Source organism: Shinella fusca (genome assembly GCF_014203155.1).
GTDB lineage: Bacteria > Pseudomonadota > Alphaproteobacteria > Rhizobiales > Rhizobiaceae > Shinella > Shinella fusca.
Genome location: NZ_JACHIK010000014.1, coordinates 22,631 through 39,089 on the forward strand (window position 1 = coordinate 22,631; position 16,459 = coordinate 39,089).

General features: G+C 67.4%; 16 protein-coding genes and 1 tRNA gene. 10 read left to right on the forward strand and 7 right to left on the reverse strand.

Annotation, left to right across the window (positions count from 1 at the left end; genetic code table 11):
- Positions 1-2: 2 nt before the first annotated feature.
- The 6 genes from HNQ66_RS17665 to HNQ66_RS17690 all read right to left on the reverse strand — a co-directional run bounded on the left by HNQ66_RS17665 (position 3) and on the right by HNQ66_RS17690 (position 9,344).
- The gene (locus tag HNQ66_RS17665; protein ID WP_184145493.1) at positions 3-1,610 is read right to left on the reverse strand and encodes a carboxyl transferase domain-containing protein; all 1,608 of its coding nucleotides are present in this window, start codon (positions 1,608-1,610) and stop codon (positions 3-5) included.
- A complete protein-coding gene (locus HNQ66_RS17670; protein WP_184145571.1) occupies positions 1,610-2,758 on the reverse strand; it encodes an isovaleryl-CoA dehydrogenase in 1,149 nt (382 codons plus the stop codon). The genes HNQ66_RS17665 and HNQ66_RS17670 overlap by 1 nt, the downstream gene beginning before the upstream one ends.
- A 35-nt stretch (positions 2,759-2,793) precedes the next feature.
- Positions 2,794-6,255 carry an indolepyruvate ferredoxin oxidoreductase family protein gene (locus HNQ66_RS17675; RefSeq protein WP_184145494.1) on the reverse strand — a complete coding sequence of 1,154 codons (3,462 nt, stop codon included), beginning with the start codon at positions 6,253-6,255 and terminating at the stop codon, positions 2,794-2,796.
- 162 nt (positions 6,256-6,417) lie between these two features.
- Positions 6,418-6,885 (reverse strand): Lrp/AsnC family transcriptional regulator, encoded by a 468-nt coding sequence (locus HNQ66_RS17680; RefSeq protein ID WP_184145495.1) that lies wholly within the window; start codon positions 6,883-6,885, stop codon positions 6,418-6,420.
- Between the two features lies 1 nt (position 6,886).
- The gene (locus HNQ66_RS17685) at positions 6,887-8,062 is read right to left on the reverse strand and encodes a fumarylacetoacetate hydrolase family protein (protein ID WP_246434341.1); all 1,176 of its coding nucleotides are present in this window, start codon (positions 8,060-8,062) and stop codon (positions 6,887-6,889) included.
- A 91-nt stretch (positions 8,063-8,153) separates the two neighbouring features.
- On the reverse strand, positions 8,154-9,344 hold the full coding sequence (locus HNQ66_RS17690; protein WP_184145496.1) for an MFS transporter: 1,191 nt from the start codon (positions 9,342-9,344) through the stop codon (positions 8,154-8,156).
- Between the two features lie 79 nt (positions 9,345-9,423).
- Between HNQ66_RS17690 and HNQ66_RS17695 the strand changes: the two genes are divergently transcribed.
- Positions 9,424-10,446 carry an AraC family transcriptional regulator gene (locus HNQ66_RS17695; protein WP_184145497.1) on the forward strand — a complete coding sequence of 341 codons (1,023 nt, stop codon included), beginning with the start codon at positions 9,424-9,426 and terminating at the stop codon, positions 10,444-10,446.
- Here the strand turns inward: HNQ66_RS17695 and HNQ66_RS17700 are convergent.
- Positions 10,425-10,499, reverse strand: a tRNA-Thr gene (locus tag HNQ66_RS17700). The two genes, HNQ66_RS17695 and HNQ66_RS17700, sit on opposite strands and share 22 nt — an antisense overlap.
- 136 nt (positions 10,500-10,635) lie before the next feature.
- Here HNQ66_RS17700 and HNQ66_RS17705 point away from each other — a divergent pair.
- From HNQ66_RS17705 to yacG, 9 genes are all read left to right on the forward strand, one after another.
- Positions 10,636-10,824, forward strand: a complete 189-nt coding sequence (locus HNQ66_RS17705; protein WP_184145498.1) for a hypothetical protein — start codon at positions 10,636-10,638, stop codon at positions 10,822-10,824.
- A 172-nt stretch (positions 10,825-10,996) separates the two neighbouring features.
- Positions 10,997-12,289, forward strand: a complete 1,293-nt coding sequence (murA, locus tag HNQ66_RS17710; protein ID WP_184145499.1) for a UDP-N-acetylglucosamine 1-carboxyvinyltransferase — start codon at positions 10,997-10,999, stop codon at positions 12,287-12,289.
- A 102-nt stretch (positions 12,290-12,391) separates the two neighbouring features.
- Positions 12,392-12,829 (forward strand): DUF2948 family protein, encoded by a 438-nt coding sequence (locus HNQ66_RS17715; protein ID WP_184145500.1) that lies wholly within the window; start codon positions 12,392-12,394, stop codon positions 12,827-12,829.
- A gap of 45 nt (positions 12,830-12,874) precedes the next feature.
- On the forward strand, positions 12,875-14,173 hold the full coding sequence (hisD, locus tag HNQ66_RS17720) for a histidinol dehydrogenase (RefSeq protein WP_184145501.1): 1,299 nt from the start codon (positions 12,875-12,877) through the stop codon (positions 14,171-14,173).
- 3 nt (positions 14,174-14,176) lie between these two features.
- Positions 14,177-14,653 (forward strand): UPF0262 family protein, encoded by a 477-nt coding sequence (locus HNQ66_RS17725; protein ID WP_184145502.1) that lies wholly within the window; start codon positions 14,177-14,179, stop codon positions 14,651-14,653.
- A gap of 4 nt (positions 14,654-14,657) precedes the next feature.
- Positions 14,658-15,119 (forward strand): arsenate-mycothiol transferase ArsC, encoded by a 462-nt coding sequence (locus tag HNQ66_RS17730; protein WP_184145503.1) that lies wholly within the window; start codon positions 14,658-14,660, stop codon positions 15,117-15,119.
- A 145-nt stretch (positions 15,120-15,264) separates the two neighbouring features.
- Positions 15,265-15,483, forward strand: a complete 219-nt coding sequence (infA, locus tag HNQ66_RS17735) for a translation initiation factor IF-1 (protein ID WP_004435948.1) — start codon at positions 15,265-15,267, stop codon at positions 15,481-15,483.
- A 79-nt stretch (positions 15,484-15,562) separates the two neighbouring features.
- Positions 15,563-16,183 (forward strand): Maf-like protein, encoded by a 621-nt coding sequence (locus HNQ66_RS17740; RefSeq protein WP_184145504.1) that lies wholly within the window; start codon positions 15,563-15,565, stop codon positions 16,181-16,183.
- Position 16,184: 1 nt separating this feature from the next.
- Entirely contained in the window at positions 16,185-16,394 is a 210-nt protein-coding gene (gene yacG, locus HNQ66_RS17745) for a DNA gyrase inhibitor YacG (protein ID WP_184145505.1), read from the forward strand.
- Positions 16,395-16,459: the final 65 nt, after the last annotated feature.

Sequence of the window (16,459 nt, forward strand, 5' to 3'; positions counted from 1 at the left end):
TCCTACATCCGGAAGACGCCGAAGCGGGTGGGCTCGATCGGCGCGTTGAGCGCCGCCGAGAGCGAAAGTGCCAGCACGTCGCGCGTTTTGCGGGGATCGACGATGCCGTCGTCCCAGAGGCGCGCCGAGGCGTAGAGCGGATGGCTCTGGCGGGCGAACATGTCGATGGTCGGTTGTTTGAAGGCAGCCTCCTCCTCCGCGCTCCATGTGCCGCCCGTCCGCTCGATGCCTTCACGCCGGACGGTGGCGAGAACGCCCGCCGCCTGCTCGCCGCCCATCACGGCGATGCGGCTGTTCGGCCAGGTCCACAGGAAGCGCGGCGAATAGGCCCGGCCGCACATGCCGTAATTGCCAGCGCCGTAGGAGCCGCCGATCAGCATGGTGATCTTGGGCACCTTCGCGGTGGCAACGGCGGTGACGAGCTTGGCGCCATGCTTGGCGATGCCGTCCGCCTCATACTTCCGGCCAACCATGAAGCCGGTGATGTTCTGCAGGAAGAGAAGCGGAATGCCGCGCTGGGCGCAGAGCTCGATGAAATGCGCGCCCTTCAGCGCGGCTTCGGAGAAGAGCACGCCGTTGTTGGCGAGGATGCCGACGGGCAGGCCGTGCAGGGCTGCAAAGCCGCAGACGAGCGTGGCGCCGAAGCGGCCCTTGAACTCGTCGAAGCGCGAGCCGTCGACCACGCGGGCGATCACCTCGCGCACGTCATAGGGCGTGCGGGTATCGGCCGGCACGATGCCGAGCAGGTCTTCCGGGTCATGGAGCGGGGCTTCGCCCTCGCCGATTTTCGTAAGTTCTTGCTTACGCATATTGAGGTTGGCGGCGATCTGCCGGGCGATGGCGAGCGCGTGGCGGTCGTCGCGCGCCAGATGATCGGCCACGCCGGAAAGGCGGGTGTGGACGTCGCCGCCGCCGAGGTCTTCCGCGGTTACGACCTCACCCGTCGCAGCCTTCACCAGCGGCGGGCCGGCGAGGAAGATCGTGCCCTGGTTCTCGACGATGACGGTCTCGTCGCTCATCGCCGGAACGTAGGCGCCGCCCGCCGTGCAGCTTCCCATGACGACGGCGACCTGCGGGATGCCGGCGGCGGACATCTGCGCCTGGTTGTAGAAGATGCGGCCGAAATGATCGCGGTCTGGAAAGACCTCGTCCTGGTTCGGCAGGTTCGCCCCGCCGGAATCGACGAGGTAGATGCAGGCCAGCCGGTTCTCCGCGGCGATCTCTTGCGCGCGCAGGTGCTTCTTCACGGTGATGGGGTAATAGGTGCCGCCCTTCACCGTCGCGTCGTTGCAGACGATCATGCATTCGCGGCCGGAGACGCGGCCGATGCCGGCGATCATGCCGCCGGACGGCGCGGCGCCGTCGTAAAGGCCGTGGCCGGCGGTAAGGCCGATCTCGAGGAACGGCGAGCCCGGATCGAGAAGCTGCGCGACGCGCTCGCGCGGCAGCAGCTTGCCGCGGGCGACATGGCGCGCGCGCGCCTTCGGCCCGCCGCCGTCCATGGCGAGGTTTGCCGCCTCCTCCACCAGCGCCAGCGCGTCGAGCATCGCCTTGCGGTTCGCCTCGAAGGTTTCGCCGCGCGTGTTCACGGCCGAGGGGATGACCGGCATCACAGCGTCTCCTGGAAGATCTCGCGGCCGATCAGCATGCGGCGGATTTCGGACGTGCCCGCGCCGATCTCGTAGAGCTTGGCGTCGCGCAGCAGGCGGCCGGTCGGGTAGTCGTTGATATAGCCGTTGCCGCCGAGCGCCTGGATGGCCTCCAGTGCCAGCTTCGTGGCGGTTTCGGCGGAATAGAGGATGCAGCCGGCGGCGTCCTTGCGCGTCGTCTCGCCGCGGTCGCAGGCGCTCGCGACGGCATAGACATAGGCGCGCGCCGCATTGAAGGCGACATACATGTCGGCCACCTTGCCCTGCATGAGCTGGAATTCGCCGATCGGCTGGCCGAACTGTTTTCGCTCGTGGATATAGGGCACGACCACGTCGAGGCAGGCCGCCATGATGCCGAGCGGACCGCCGGAGAGCACGACGCGCTCATAGTCGAGGCCGGACATCAGGACGTTGACGCCGCGCCCGACCGTGCCCATGACGTTCTCCTCCGGCACCTCGCAATCGGTGAAGACGAGCTCGCAGGTATTCGAACCGCGCATGCCGAGCTTGTCGAGCTTCTGGGCGGTCGAAAAGCCCTTGAACCCCTTCTCGATGAAGAAGGCGGTAATGCCGCGCGCGCCGGCCTCCGGATCGGTCTTGGCATAGACCACCAGCACGTCCGCATCCGGCCCGTTGGTGATCCACATCTTGTTGCCGTTCAGCACATAACGGTCACCGCGCTTTTCCGCGCGCAGCCGCATGGAGACGACGTCGGAGCCTGCCCCCGGCTCAGACATGGCGAGCGCGCCGACATGTTCGCCGGAGATCAGCTTCGGCAGGTATTTCTCCCGCTGCTCCTTGCTGGCGTTGCGCACGATCTGGTTGACGCAGAGATTGGAATGGGCGCCGTAGCTGAGGGCGACCGAGGCCGAGGCCCGGCTGATCTCCTCCATCGCCACGCAATGGGCGAGATAACCCATGCCCGAGCCACCGTAAGCCTCCGGCGCGGTGATGCCGAGGAGGCCGAGATCGCCAAGCTCGCGCCAGAGCGGCATCGGGAAAGCGTTCGTGCGGTCGATCTCGGCGGCCTGCGGCGCGATGCGCTCCGACGCGAAGCGCCGCACGCTCTCGCGCAGCGCCTCGATATCCTCCCCGAGCCCGAAGCTCATTGCGGCATCGTACATGTCCGTCCTCCCCTTCGGCCTTATGCGGCCGCCTTTTCCTGTCCTGCCGTGTCGAAAGCCTTGCGCAGACCGGCCACACGCGCCTCCACGCGCTTTGCCGCCTCCTCCTTGACGGGGCCGTAGCCGCGAATCTCGCCGTAAAGCGCAAGCAGCGCAACGGCGGCCTCGAGGTTCTCGCCGCGAAGGTTTTGCAGCACATGGCCCACAAGCGTCTCGTAGTCGGCAATGAGCCGGCGTTCCATGCGGCGCTCGGCGGAGCGGCCGAAGGGATCGAAGGCCGTGCCGCGCAGGCCCTTCATGCGCGAAAGCAGGCCGAAGACCGGCAGCATCCAGCGGCCGAAGCGGCGCTTGCGCGGCCGGCCGCTCGCATCCTCGCCCTTGAGCATCGGCGGTGCGAGGTTGAAGACGATGCGATACCTGCCCTCGAACTGCTCGGCGAGGCCCGCCTTGAAGGCCGGATCGGTGAAGAGCCGGGCAACCTCGTATTCGTCCTTGTAGGCGAGGAGCTGGGCGTAGACATGGGCCACCGTGCGGGTGAGCCTGTCGTCCGGGCCGAGCGCTGTTTCCCCCGTCAGCACCCGCTGCACCAGCGCCTTGTAGCGGTCGGCGAGCGCGGCGTTCTGGTAGGCGGTCAGGTGCTTCATCCGGTGGGCGATCAGGTCTTCCGTCGTCATGGTCTCCAGCGTCGGAACGGGCTTGCCGGGGTGCAGCAAGCGTTCGGCGCGGGCTGGATCGGCGGCGATCAGCCGGCCCCAGCCGAAGGCCGAGAGGGTGGCGTCGACCGCGACGCCGTTCAGCGCGATCGCCTGCTCGATGGACTGGCGGGTGAGCGGGATCAGGCCCTTCTGCCAGGCGTAGCCGGTCATCAGGATGTTCGTCGCCATGGCGTTGCCGGCGACCTTCTCGGCGATGGTCGTGAAGTCGAGGAGGTGGGACGGCTCGCGCAGGCCCTCGCGGACGGTGTTCTCCACGTCGCGGCGGCGGAAGTCGAAATCGCGCTTGCGCACGAAATCGGCAACCGGCGTCAGCTTCGTGTTGACGACGCCCGTCGTGCGGTGCCGGTCGCAGAGCGTGATGGCGTCCTTCGAGGCGCCCACCACATCGTCGGCGGCGATCAGGAGGTCCGCCCCGCCGGTGACGATGCGCGGCGAAGACACGTCTTCGTCGCGAAGTCCGATGCGCAGGTGGCTCATCACCGCGCCGCCCTTCTGCGCGAGGCCCGCCATGTCGAGGATCATCGGCGACCTGCCGTCGAGATGGGCGGCCATGCCGAGGATGGCGCTGATCGTCAGAATGCCCGTGCCGCCGATGCCGGCGATGGCGATGTTGTAGGCGCGCGCGCCGATCCGGACGATCTCCGGCTCGGCAAGGCCCGCCATGTCGGGGTTCGTACGCGCCGCCTTGCGCAGCCGCCCGCCCTCCACCGTCACGAAGGAAGGACAGAAGCCCTTGAGGCAGGAATAGTCCTTGTTGCACGAGGACTGGTTGATCTTGCGCTTTCGGCCGAGCGCGGTGTCGAGCGGCTCGACGGAGACGCAGTTCGACTGGGTGGAACAGTCGCCGCAGCCCTCGCAGACGGCGGGATTGATCATCAGGCGGACCGGCGGATCCTCCATCAGGCCGCGCGAGCGGCGGCGGCGCTTTTCCGCCGCGCAGGTCTGCACATAGACGATGGCCGAGCAGCCGGGCGCTTCCCGGATATCGCGCATCACCCGGTCCATCTCGTCGCGGTGGCGCACGACGGTGCCGGGCGCGAGCGTCGCGGGCGAATAGGCTTCCGGATGGTCCGAGACGAGGTAGATCGGCGCGACACCCTCGTCGTAGAGCTGGTGCGTGACTGCCTCGGGGCTGAGCGGCCCGTCGACGGCCTGCCCGCCGGTCATCGCCACGGCGTCGTTGTAGAGCAGCTTGTAGGTGATGTTGACGCCGGCGGCGACCGACTGGCGGATGGCGAGGATGCCGGAATGGTAATAGGTGCCGTCGCCGAGATTGACGAAGATGTGTTTCTCGTCGGTGAAGGGCGCGATGCCCGACCATGGCACGCCTTCCGCGCCCATATGGGTGAAGGTCATGGTGGAGCGGTCCATCCACTGCACCATGTAGTGACAGCCGATGCCCGCCGTCGCGCGGCTTCCCTCCGGCACCTTGGTGGAAGTGTTGTGCGGACAGCCGGAGCAGAAATAGGGCACGCGCTCGACCGGCGCGGCATGGGCCTTGCGCAGCTTCTCGCGCTCCAGCAGGTAGGAGAGCTCGTCGGCGATCACCTTCTTCAGGCCCGCGTCGAACTCGAAATGCAGGAGCCGCGCGGCGATCGCGCGGGCAACCATGCCGACGGAGAGCGCCTGCGAGAGTGGCAGGAACGGATGGTCCTCATGGTCGAACTTGCCGATGATGCGTGGCCGCTCGCCGTGATGCCAGTTGAAGAGCTGCTGCTTGATCTGGTTCTCGATGATCTCGCGCCGCTCCTCGACGACCAGAACCTCTTCCAGCCCCTGCGAGAATTCGCGCACGCCCTCCGGCTCCAGCGGCCAGGGCATGCGGACCTTGTAGACGCGCATGCCGATCTCGGCCATTTCCGCGGGGCCGATGGACAGCTCCTTCAGGGCCTGAAGCACGTCCTCATAGGCCTTGCCCGAGGCGATGATGCCGAAGCGGGCGCGCGGGGCGTCGTGCGTGATCTCGTCCACCCGGTTGGCGCGGGCAAAGGCGATGGCGGCATAGCCCTTGTAGGTCTGCAGCCGCTCGTCCTGCGGCAGCGGCGGATCGGGCCAGCGCAGGTTGAGCCCGCCCGGCGGGAGCTCGAAATCCTCCGGGACGACGAACTGCCGGCGCTCGCCGGCAAGGTCGACGGAGGCCGTCGTCTCGACCGTGTCGGCGATGAACTTCATGCCGACCCAGCAGCCGGAATAGCGCGACATGGCCGTGCCGAGCAGGCCGTATTCGACGAATTCGTGGATGGACGAGGGATAGAGCACCGGGATCAGCGCCGACATGAAGGCGTGGTCGGACTGGTGCGGGATGGAGGACGACTTTGCCGAATGGTCGTCACCGGCGAAACAGAGCACGCCGCCATGTTGCGAGGTGCCGGCGGCATTGGCATGCTTCAGCACGTCGCCGCAGCGGTCGACGCCAGGCCCCTTGCCGTACCAGTAGCCGGCGACGCCGTCGTAGCGCGCGCCGGGCGACAGGTGCAGTTGCTGCGTGCCCCAGACGGCGGTGGCGGCCAGATCCTCGTTGACGCCCGGCCGGAACACGATGTCGTGCGCCGCCAGATGCCTGCCCGCCTTGGCGAGCTGCTGGTCGTAGCCGCCGAGCGGCGATCCGCGATAACCCGAGATGAATGCGGCGGTGTTCAGCCCCGCGGCACGGTCGCGCCGCATCTGCACGATCGGCAGGCGCACGAGGGCCTGGATGCCGGAAAGGAAGATCCTTCCTTCCTCCGCCGTATACTTGTCCTCGAGAGAAAAGCTCTGCTTCAGCATGACTTCCTCCTCGATGGCTCTCCTCCACGAAAGCCATCCTCCTAATGTAGGAGCTTAGTGAGGGATTGGGAGGAGCGGGTCCTTATTTTCGGCCCGGCACGGCGGGCCGCTAGGACGGCATCCGCAAGGCAGGCCGCTTGGCGCAAAGCCATCCTATTTTGCTCAAAGCGGCACGCGATGCGTGTTCTTCAATTCGTCGAGGGCGAAGCTGGAATTGACGAAGCCGACGCCCGGCAGCTTGAGCAGCGCCTTCTTCAATATCTCCTCGTATTGCCGCACGCTGCTCGTCAGCACCCGCAGCACATAGTCGTGGTCGCCGGTCATGGAATAGCACTGCACGACCTCGGGCATGTCCTTCACCGCCCGCTCGAACTCCAGCAGCGTCTCCTCGTCGTGCTGCTTGAGCCTGACGAAGCAGAAGACCGAGACCTCGAAGCCGACGCGCTTGGGATCGACGGCGATGACGCGGCCGCGGATGATGCCCTGCTTCTCCATCTCCTTGATGCGCCGCCAGCAGGGCGTGTGGCTGAGGCCGACGCGCTCGCCGATCTCGGCGACGGTCAGGTCCGGCTCGCTTTGCAGCAGCCGCAGGATTTTCCGGCTCGTCTCGTCGAGGACGCCCTCGGCCATGTCAGAGCAGCCCGCGGCCGGAAAGGTTGCGCATCAGCGTGGCGATGCCGAAGGTCCAGGGCGGGCATTCGGTGGAAAGGCGCACGGTGTTGACGAGCGCGCCGAGCTCCGGGTTCGAGATCGTCACCCGGTCGCCCGTCTTGTGGGTGAAGCCCTGTCCGGGCGCGTCGCGGTCTTCCACGGGCGCGAAGAGCGTGCCCATGAACAGCATGAAGCCGTCCGGATACTGGTGATGCCTGCCGATGGTCTGGGAGACGAGGTCGAGCGGGTCGCGGCTGATCTCGCGCATCGTGCTGCGGCCCTTGAGCACGAAGCCGTCCTCGCCCTCGATCAGGAGATCGAGGTCGGCCTTGCGCACGTCCTCGATGGAATAGGTCTCGTCGAAGAGGCGGATGAAGGGACCGATGGCGGAGGAGGCATTGTTGTCCTTCGCCTTGCCGAGAAGGAGCGCCGAGCGCCCCTCGACGTCGCGCAGGTTCACGTCGTTGCCGAGCGTCGCGCCCTTCGCACGGCCGGCGCTGTCGACGGCGAGCACGATTTCCGGCTCGGGATTGTTCCACCTGGAGACCGGATGCAGCCCGACCGACGCGCCCCAGCCGACGGAGGAAAGCACCGGCGCCTTGGTGAAGACCTCCGCATCCGGCCCGATGCCGACCTCCAGATATTGCGACCAGACGCCCTCCTCGATCAGCGCCGCCTTGACCCTCGCCGCCGCCTCGGAGCCGGCCTTGAGATCGCGCAGGCTGTCGCCGATGATGGCGGTGACGCGGCCGCGCACCTTTTCCGCCAGCGCCGGATTGCCCGCCGCCTTCTCCTCGATCACCCGCTCGATCATCGAGCGGGCGAAGGTGACGCCGCAGGCCTTGACAGCCTGGAGATCGCAAGGGGCGAGGAGGTGGAGCACGGAAAAATTGCCCGTGCCTTCCACGGAAGTCTCCAGCACGGCATCGAGCGCGCCGAGGTCCTCGCCGGACGCGGTGCGGGCGAAGGCGGCCGGGTCGTCCTTTTCCAGGAGGTCGCGCATCGTGGCGCAGTCGATGGAGGTGACGTCGACGAGCCGGCCGCCGCGCAGCACGACGATTGCCGGCCCCTGCACGTCAGGCCGCCAGACGCGCCCGACGAATGTTCCTTGCGAAAAATCTCCTGCCGTCATCGTCACCGTGCGCTCCTCCGTCATCTTCGTCCAGCGTTCTAGACCGAAACCGGCCGCGTCGAACAGGGCGAAGGTGGGGGCCGGCGGAATTTCCGCATCCGCCGGCCTGCCTCCATCATGCCGGACGGGTGCGCACCGCCGTCATGATCGTCAGCGCGGCGAGGAAGAGCGCGACGCCGCTCGCGACGAAGACGCTGGAAACGCCGCTGAGGTCGAAGAGCGCCCCGCCGGCGGCCGCGCCGGTCGCGATGGCGAAGTTGATGGCGGCGACGAAGAGGCCGCCGGCGCTTTCCGCCTCGTCCGGCACGGCGCGGGTGATCCAGGTCGACCAGGCGACCGGCACGGCGCCGAAGGCAAGCCCCCAGAGCGCGACCATGGCGGCATCGGCGACGAGGTGGCCGCCGAAGGCCGAGAGCGAGAGGGCCAGCACGCCCATGACCAGCGGCATCGTCGCCAGCGTGAAGCGCATGGACCGCTCCAGCAGCACCGCGCCGAGCGAATTACCGAAGAAGGTGGCGATGCCGAAGCCGAGCAGCACGCCCGAAATGCCCTCGACGCCGATGCCCGTCACCGTCTCGAGGAAGGGGCGGATATAGGTAAAGAAGGAGAAGTGGCCGGTGAAGACGAGGAGGATCGCCAGCATGGCGAAGCCGACGCCCGGCCGCTTCAGCACCTCGACCAGCGTGCCGAAGCGCGAATGGCCGCGCGGCGGCAGCGACGGCAGGGTCGCGACCTGCACGACGAAGGACAGCGCGCCGAGCACCGCCGCGCCGAGGAAGACGTTGCGCCAGCCGACCATGTCGCCGACATAGCTGCCGACCGGCGCGGCGAAGACCGTGGCCGCCGAGACGCCGAGGAACATCACCGAGAGGGCCTTGGCCACATGGGCCTCCGGCACCAGCCGCATCATCGTCGCCGCCGAGAGCGTCCAGAAGCCGCCGAGCGCCATGCCGAGCAGCACGCGCCCGCCGAGCAGCATGGGAAGGCTGTCGGAGAAGGCGACGAGCAGGTTCGACAGGATCAGCAGCACCGAAAGGCCGAGCAGGACGAGCCGTCGGTCGAGCCTGCGCGTCACCACCGTGACGAGAAGGCTGGTGACGAGCGCCACAGCCGCCGTCGCCGTCACCGCCTGCCCCGCCATGCCTTCCGAAATGCCGAGATCGGCCGCCATCGGCGTGAGGAGGCTTGCGGGCAGGAATTCCGCGCCCACCAACGCGAACACGCCGAGCGTCATCGACAGGACGCCGCCCCAGGCCGGGCGGGCATCCGCCTCGCTCTCCGGCGTCATGATTGTTGCATCCGTCATCTGCTATCCCTTTCCTGTTGCAGTGCGTGCCCGCAAAGGTGGGTTGAAAACCAAGACGCACAATGCCATTTTATCCGCAATGTTTGATCAATCGTCCGGCCTTGCGAAAAATACCCACGACCCCGTCAGCGAGCTGCTGATGGGCATGCGCCTGCGCGGGGCGAGCTACGGCCGGCTGCAGCTCACACCGCCCTTCGGCATCCGCTTTCCCTCGGCACCCGAGGCCCGCTTCCACTTCATCGCGCGCGGCAAGGTGCTGCTGCGCGCGCCGGGCGAGAGCGGGCGCGAACTTGCCTGCGGCGATGCCGTGCTCCTGCCGCGCGGCGAGATGCACGAGATCGTCACCGGCCCGAACGTGCAGATGCGCGACTACGAGAGCTACGCGCGAAAGCCGCTCTGCCCGGAGGTGGCGGCGGTGGAGGCCTGCATAAAATCCGCGGACAGGGAGAACGACACGCTGATCTTCACCGGCCGCATGGAATTCGAGCTGGATACGCTCCATCCCCTCGTCGGCCTCATGCCGCAGGTCATGTCCGTCGGCGCGCTGATCGGCCGCCAGCCGGAGCTGATGCCGCTGCTGGGCGCGATGGAGCGGGAAATGTCCGAGGAGCGCGTCGGCTCGGCCGGCATCCTCGCCCGACTTGCCGACGTCATCGCCGCCTCCATCGTGCGCGGCTGGGTGGAATGCGGCTGCGGCGATGCGACGGGCTGGATCGAGGCGCTGCGCGATCCGCGGCTCGGCCGCGTCATCGCCGCGCTCCACCGCGAGCCCGGCCGCAACTGGACGCTCGCCGACATGGCGCAGGAAATGGGCAGCTCCCGCTCTGTCTTCGCCAAACGCTTCGTCGAGGTGACGGGCATGACGCCGCAGCGCTACGTGCTTGCCTTGCGCATGCGCCTCGCAGAACAGTGGTTCCGCCGCGACAAGCTCGCCATCGACACCGCCGCCCGCCGCCTCGGCTTCGGCTCGCAAGCCGCCTTCGCCCGCGCCTTCAAGCGCATCGTCGGCGAACCGCCCGGCAAGACACGCAGCAAGGCGGCATCGGGCATGATCGGAAACGGGCAGAACGGGAGGAGAAATGGTGCTGCTAGAGAGATTTGAACTCTCGGCCTCTCCCTTACCAAGGGAGTGCTCTACCCCTGAGCTATAGCAGCATCCGGCGAAACGATGCTGTTCCGCGTGAGCGAGGGCCTATTGCCACAGGTCATCCGGTAGTGCAAGCGGCCAATGTACGATTATCGCAACAAAACTGACGGGAGCCTCGCTTTGCGGGGAGAGGGACGGGACGGCATGAGCGGCGAGGACGAGACGAAAGGCAGGAAGATCCGGACGGAGGCGGAGATCCGCGCGGAGCGGCTGGCCAGGACGCTGCGCGACAATCTCCAGCGCCGCAAGCAGCAGGCGCGCGCCCGGCGCGCCGGGGAAGCGGACGAGACGACGGGGCTTCCTGCCGCAAAAAAAGACGAATCGGACGGTTAGTCGAAAAATGTCTTCGAAAACGAAGGCGACGGGGACGGTTTCCGGGGACCGGGCGCGCAGAAAACCACGCGGCCGGCACGGTCTTCATTTTTCGATCGCGATGCTCTAAAGAGGCCGCAATCTCCGAAAGCCGATATTCTTTGAGAAAGGCGGGCCCGGCCCGTAGTCACACATGGATCGTATCCGAATTGTAGGCGGCAACGAGCTGAAGGGCATCATCCCCATCTCCGGCGCCAAGAACGCCGCGCTGCCGCTGATGATCGCCTCGCTTTTGACCGACGACACGCTGACGCTGGAAAACGTGCCGCACCTTGCCGACGTCGAGCAGCTCATCCGCATCCTCGGCAACCACGGCGCCGACATCTCCGTCAACGGCCGCCGCGAGCGCCAGGGCGAGGGCTATTCGCGCACGATCCACTTCACCTCGCGCAACATCGTCGACACGACCGCGCCCTATGAACTGGTCTCCAAGATGCGCGCCTCGTTCTGGGTGATCGGCCCGCTGCTCGCCCGTGAAGGCAAGGCGCGCGTCTCGCTGCCGGGCGGCTGCGCCATCGGCACGCGCCCGGTCGACCTCTTCATCGAGGCGCTCGCCGCGCTCGGCGCAAGGATCGAGATCGACGGCGGCTATGTCGAGGCGACGGCGCCGGAAGGCGGCCTGATCGGCGCGCGCTACACCTTCCCCAAGGTCTCCGTCGGCGCGACGCACGTCATGATGATGGCCGCGACCCTTGCCCGCGGCACGACGGTGATCGGCAATGCCGCCCGCGAGCCGGAAGTGCAGGACCTTGCCAAGTGCCTCAACGCCATGGGCGCGAAGATCTCCGGCGCCGGCACCTCCACCATCACCATCGAGGGCGTCACCCAGCTCTCCGGCGCCCGCCATCGCGTCCTGCCGGACCGTATCGAGACCGGCACCTATGCCATGGCCGTCGCCATGACGGGCGGCGACGTCGTGCTGGAAGGCACGGATGCGGCCCTGCTCGACACCGCCCTTGAAGCCATCCGCCGCTCCGGCGCCGAGATCACCGCGACGGAAAGCGGCATCCGCGTCGTGCGCAACGGCGGCGGCATCAAGCCGGTCGACGTCGTCACCGACCCCTTCCCCGGCTTTCCGACCGACCTCCAGGCGCAGTTCATGGGCCTGATGACCAAGTCGAACGGCATCTCCCACATCACCGAGACGATCTTCGAGAACCGCTTCATGCATGTGCAGGAGCTTGCCCGCCTCGGCGCGAAGATCTCGCTCTCCGGCCAGACGGCCAAGATCGAGGGCGTCGAGCGGTTGCGCGGCGCGCCCGTCATGGCGACGGACCTGCGCGCCTCCGTCTCGCTCGTCATCGCCGGCCTTGCCGCCGAGGGCGAGACCATGGTCTCGCGCGTCTACCATCTCGACCGCGGCTTCGAGCGGCTGGAGGAGAAGCTCACCCGCTGCGGCGCCGTCGTCGAACGCGTCAGCGACTGATCCTTGCCGCGCGGCGGTTGCAGTCCGCCGCGCGCCGTCCTATTTCGTCAGGACATATTCGGGATGGCGCATATCCGCGCTTCCCCGGGAAGGACACGAAACATGGACAGCCTGAAACTGCTCGCCCTCGACACGGAAGACCTTGCGGTGGTCTCCGCCCACCTGCAGGACGCGGTCTTCAAGACCGACGGCCTCTCCTACGACGCCCGGCACCACGTCTTTTCGGTCGTCGTCAACCGCTTCGTCTGGGAAAAGGCCGAGCGCGGCCGCAAGAGCTTCGAGCGCCGCCACGCGGTCGTCGCCTTCAAGCGCGTTTCCGCCGTGCGCTCGCTCGGCATCGACCGCAAGGACAGGCGGGCCGTCTTCTCCCTGCTCGCCGTCGACTTCACACCGAAGGGCGAAGGGCCGGATGGCACGCTCAAGCTCATCCTTTCCGGCAACGCCTCCGTCGCCCTCGATGTGGAATGCGTCGAAGTTCAGCTTGCAGATACCGGCGGGGCATGGGAAACCAGCTTGAAACCCCGCCACCCGGCGGTTTGAGGCATATCCGGCGCCTGCCGCCGGGAGACGACAGGGACGAGCGACTTGGCGATCAGACTTGACTACCAGAGCAGCGATTTCGAAAGCCGGTTCGCTGCCTTCCTGACCACCAAGCGCGAGGTCTCCGAGGACGTCAACGCCATCGTGCGCACGATCATCGACGACGTGCGCGCCCGCGGCGACAAGGCGCTCGCCGACTATTCCAAGAAGTTCGACGGCCTCGATTTCTCCGTCACCTCCATGCGCGTGTCGCTGGAGGAGATCGACGTCGCTTATGACGCCGTGGATCCGAAGATCGTCGCCGCGCTGGAGCTTGCCGCCCAGCGCATCGAGAAGCACCACGCCCGCCAGAAGCCGAAGGACGACATCTACGAGGACGATATCGGCGTCGGCCTCGGCTCGCGCTGGACGGCGATCGACGCCGTCGGCCTCTATGTGCCGGGCGGCACCGCGAGCTATCCGAGTTCCGTGCTCATGAACGCCGTACCGGCCAAGGTCGCCGGCGTGCCGCGCATCGTCATGGTCGTGCCGGCGAAGGACGGCGAGATCAATCCGGCGGTGCTTGCCGCCGCGCGCATCGCCGGCGTGGACGAAATCTACCGCATCGGCGGCGCGCAGGCGGTCGCAGCGCTTGCCTACGGCACCGGGACCATCGCCCCCGTCGCCAAGATCACCGGCCCCGGCAATGCTTTCGTCGCCGCAGCCAAGCGGCAGGTCTTCGGCACCGTCGGCATCGACATGATCGCCGGCCCTTCCGAAGTGCTCGTCATCGCCGACGGCGACAACGATCCCGACTGGCTGGCCGCCGACCTCCTCGCCCAGGCCGAACACGATGCCGGCGCCCAGTCGATCCTCGTCACGGACAGCCCCGCCCTTGCCGACGCGGTCGAGGCCGCCGTCGAGCGGCAGTTGAAGACGCTGGCGCGTTCCGAGACCGCGAGCGCGAGCTGGCGCGACTTCGGCGCGGTCATCCTCGTGCCGGAGCTTGCGAAAGCCGTGCCGCTCGCCAACCGCATCGCCGCCGAGCACCTGGAGATCGCCACGGCCGATCCCGACGCGCTGCTGCCTGATATCCGCAATGCGGGCGCCATCTTCGTCGGCCGCCACACGCCGGAAGTCATCGGCGACTATGTCGGCGGCTCGAACCACGTCCTGCCGACCGCCCGCTCCGCCCGCTTCTCCTCCGGCCTTTCGGTGCTCGACTACATGAAGCGCACCTCGATCCTGCGCCTCGGGCCGGACCAGCTCCGCGCGCTCGGCCCCGCCGCCGTCACGCTGGCCGAGGCCGAAGGGCTCGGCGCCCACGCCCGTTCCGTCGCGATCCGCCTCAACATGGAGACGTAAGGCATGGCGACGAAAGGCCGTTTCCGCCTGTGCGACGTGGTGCTGGACGATACGATCGGCCGCGCCACGCCGGATGTGGAGCACGAGCGCGCCGTCGCCATCTTCGACCTGATCGAGGAGAACAGCTTCGAGCCGCTCGGCCACGCCGGCGGCCCCTATCGCCTCAACCTCTCGCTGCTCGATTCCAAGCTCGTCTTCGCCATCCGCACCGAAGGCGGCGAGGATGTCGCCACCCACATCCTCTCGCTGACGCCCTTCCGCCGCATCGTGAAGGATTACTTCCTGATCTGCGAAAGCTACTACCAGGCGATCCGCTCGGCGACGCCCAGCCAGATCGAGGCGATCGACATGGGCCGGCGCGGCATCCACAACGAAGGCTCGCAAACGCTGATGGACCGGCTGTCGGGCAAGATCAAATTCGACTTCGACACGGCGCGGCGCCTGTTCACGCTCGTCTGCGTCCTCTACTGGCGCGGGTGAGCGGATGGAGGGCGTTTCCCCGGCACCTGAGAAAGCCCCGCAGCGAACGCCCCGTTCGGTCCTCTTCATGTGCCGCATGAACGCCGTGCGCTCGCCCATGGCCGAGACCATCGCCCGCAGCCTCTTGCCCGGCACCTATGTCGCCTCCGCCGGCGTGCGGCCCGGCGAGCGCGATCCCTTCGTCGATGCCGTGCTCGGCGAGGTCGGCCTTTCGCTCGGCCGCCACGCGCCCCATTCGCTTGACGAGCTGGAGGACGACTATTTCGACCTCATCGTGACGCTCGCCCCGGAAGCCCACCACGCCGCCCTCGAACTCACCCGCTCCATGGCCGTCGACGTCATGTACTGGCCGACGCCCGATCCGACGGTGGCGACGGGCACGCGCGACCAGATCATGAGCTCGTACCGCGAGGTCCGCGAGTTCCTGAAGATGCTGATCGAGAAGCGTTTGAAGGCGTCCGGCTGAGAAGGAAGCGGTTCTCTTTCCGGCAAATGCAGAAACCCGGCGCTTCGGTGTTCACAAAGCCCTGGCGATTGTGTAGTTTCCGGCAACTTTTTCGAGGCGGGCATCCGGCCTCCCCGAATTCACCCCACAGGAATATCACCGCAAGATGGCAAAAGAAGAAGTCCTCGAATTTCCCGGCGTCGTGACGGAACTGCTCCCGAACGCAACCTTCCGCGTCAAGCTCGAAAACGAGCACGAGATCATCGCCCACACCGCGGGCCGCATGCGCAAGAACCGCATCCGCGTTCTGGCCGGCGACAAGGTGCTGGTCGAGATGACTCCCTACGACCTCACCAAGGGCCGCATCACCTACCGTTTCAAGTAAGCCCAGGGACCGCGCCCTCGCCCCGGCTTCGAGCCGCGGCCTGAACGACGGCGCGTCCCGGACTTTTCCGGAAGACCCCATGGCGCAGACCGAAAAGCTCATCCTCGCCTCCGGCTCGCCGCGCCGCGTCGAACTGCTCGCCCAGGCGGGCATCGCGCCCACGCGCCTGATGCCGATGGATATCGACGAGACGCCGAAGCGCTCCGAGCATCCCCGCTCGCTCGCCCGGCGCCTTTCCACCGGCAAGGCGCAGGCCGCGCTTGCCGCCGTCAAGGGCGATCCCGCCTATGCCGGCAGCTATATCCTGGCGGCCGACACGGTCGTCTCCGTCGGCCGGCGCATCCTGCCGAAGACGGAGATGGTCGACGAGGCCTCCGGCGCGCTGCATCTCCTCTCCGGCCGCAGCCACCGCGTCTTCACGGGCGTCTGCCTCATCACGCCGGACCGTACGGTGCGCCAGAAGGTCATCGACACCAAGGTGCGCTTCAAGCGCCTGTCGAGCCAGGACATCGAGCAGTACCTCGCCTCCGGCCAATGGCGCGGCAAGGCGGGCGGCTATGCCATCCAGGGCATTGCCGGCAGCTTCGTCGTCAAGCTGGTCGGCTCCTATACCAACGTGGTCGGCCTTCCCCTCTACGAGACCCTCGCGCTGCTTTCCGGCGAAGGCTTCGACGTGCATGCGGGCTGGACGGATATCTGACATGGCCGGCGAGACCGAAAAGCCCTCCGCCACCGTGGCGCCGCTGCGCAAGGCCGTGCCCTGCCCGATCTGCAAGCGCCCCTCCGCGCGCGAGCACTATCCCTTCTGCTCGCCCCGCTGCCGCGACGTCGACCTCAACCGCTGGCTCTCCGGCTCCTATGCCATCCCCGTCGCCGACGACGAGAAGAAGGCGGACGACGACGATATGTGATGCCGCCCCCGCACGGCGAAAGCGCAGTCTTTTCCGCAGCTTGCAAACCCCGCCAATTTTCCCGC

What these genes read in the sequence shown, in the direction of transcription:
- HNQ66_RS17695 (WP_184145497.1), top strand. Translation starts at nt 9,424, where the DNA reads ATGTTTGATCAATCGTCCGGCCTTGCGAAAAATACCCACGACCCCGTC.
- HNQ66_RS17670 (WP_184145571.1), bottom strand. Translation starts at nt 2,758, where the DNA reads ATGAGCTTCGGGCTCGGGGAGGATATCGAGGCGCTGCGCGAGAGCGTG.
- HNQ66_RS17715 (WP_184145500.1), top strand. Translation starts at nt 12,392, where the DNA reads ATGGACAGCCTGAAACTGCTCGCCCTCGACACGGAAGACCTTGCGGTG.
- HNQ66_RS17665 (WP_184145493.1), bottom strand. Translation starts at nt 1,610, where the DNA reads ATGCCGGTCATCCCCTCGGCCGTGAACACGCGCGGCGAAACCTTCGAG.
- HNQ66_RS17740 (WP_184145504.1), top strand. Translation starts at nt 15,563, where the DNA reads ATGGCGCAGACCGAAAAGCTCATCCTCGCCTCCGGCTCGCCGCGCCGC.
- HNQ66_RS17675 (WP_184145494.1), bottom strand. Translation starts at nt 6,255, where the DNA reads ATGCTGAAGCAGAGCTTTTCTCTCGAGGACAAGTATACGGCGGAGGAA.
- murA (WP_184145499.1), top strand. Translation starts at nt 10,997, where the DNA reads ATGGATCGTATCCGAATTGTAGGCGGCAACGAGCTGAAGGGCATCATC.
- HNQ66_RS17725 (WP_184145502.1), top strand. Translation starts at nt 14,177, where the DNA reads ATGGCGACGAAAGGCCGTTTCCGCCTGTGCGACGTGGTGCTGGACGAT.
- infA (WP_004435948.1), top strand. Translation starts at nt 15,265, where the DNA reads ATGGCAAAAGAAGAAGTCCTCGAATTTCCCGGCGTCGTGACGGAACTG.
- HNQ66_RS17730 (WP_184145503.1), top strand. Translation starts at nt 14,658, where the DNA reads ATGGAGGGCGTTTCCCCGGCACCTGAGAAAGCCCCGCAGCGAACGCCC.
- HNQ66_RS17690 (WP_184145496.1), bottom strand. Translation starts at nt 9,344, where the DNA reads ATGACGGATGCAACAATCATGACGCCGGAGAGCGAGGCGGATGCCCGC.
- HNQ66_RS17685 (WP_246434341.1), bottom strand. Translation starts at nt 8,062, where the DNA reads ATGACGGAGGAGCGCACGGTGACGATGACGGCAGGAGATTTTTCGCAA.
- HNQ66_RS17680 (WP_184145495.1), bottom strand. Translation starts at nt 6,885, where the DNA reads ATGGCCGAGGGCGTCCTCGACGAGACGAGCCGGAAAATCCTGCGGCTG.
- HNQ66_RS17705 (WP_184145498.1), top strand. Translation starts at nt 10,636, where the DNA reads ATGAGCGGCGAGGACGAGACGAAAGGCAGGAAGATCCGGACGGAGGCG.
- yacG (WP_184145505.1), top strand. Translation starts at nt 16,185, where the DNA reads ATGGCCGGCGAGACCGAAAAGCCCTCCGCCACCGTGGCGCCGCTGCGC.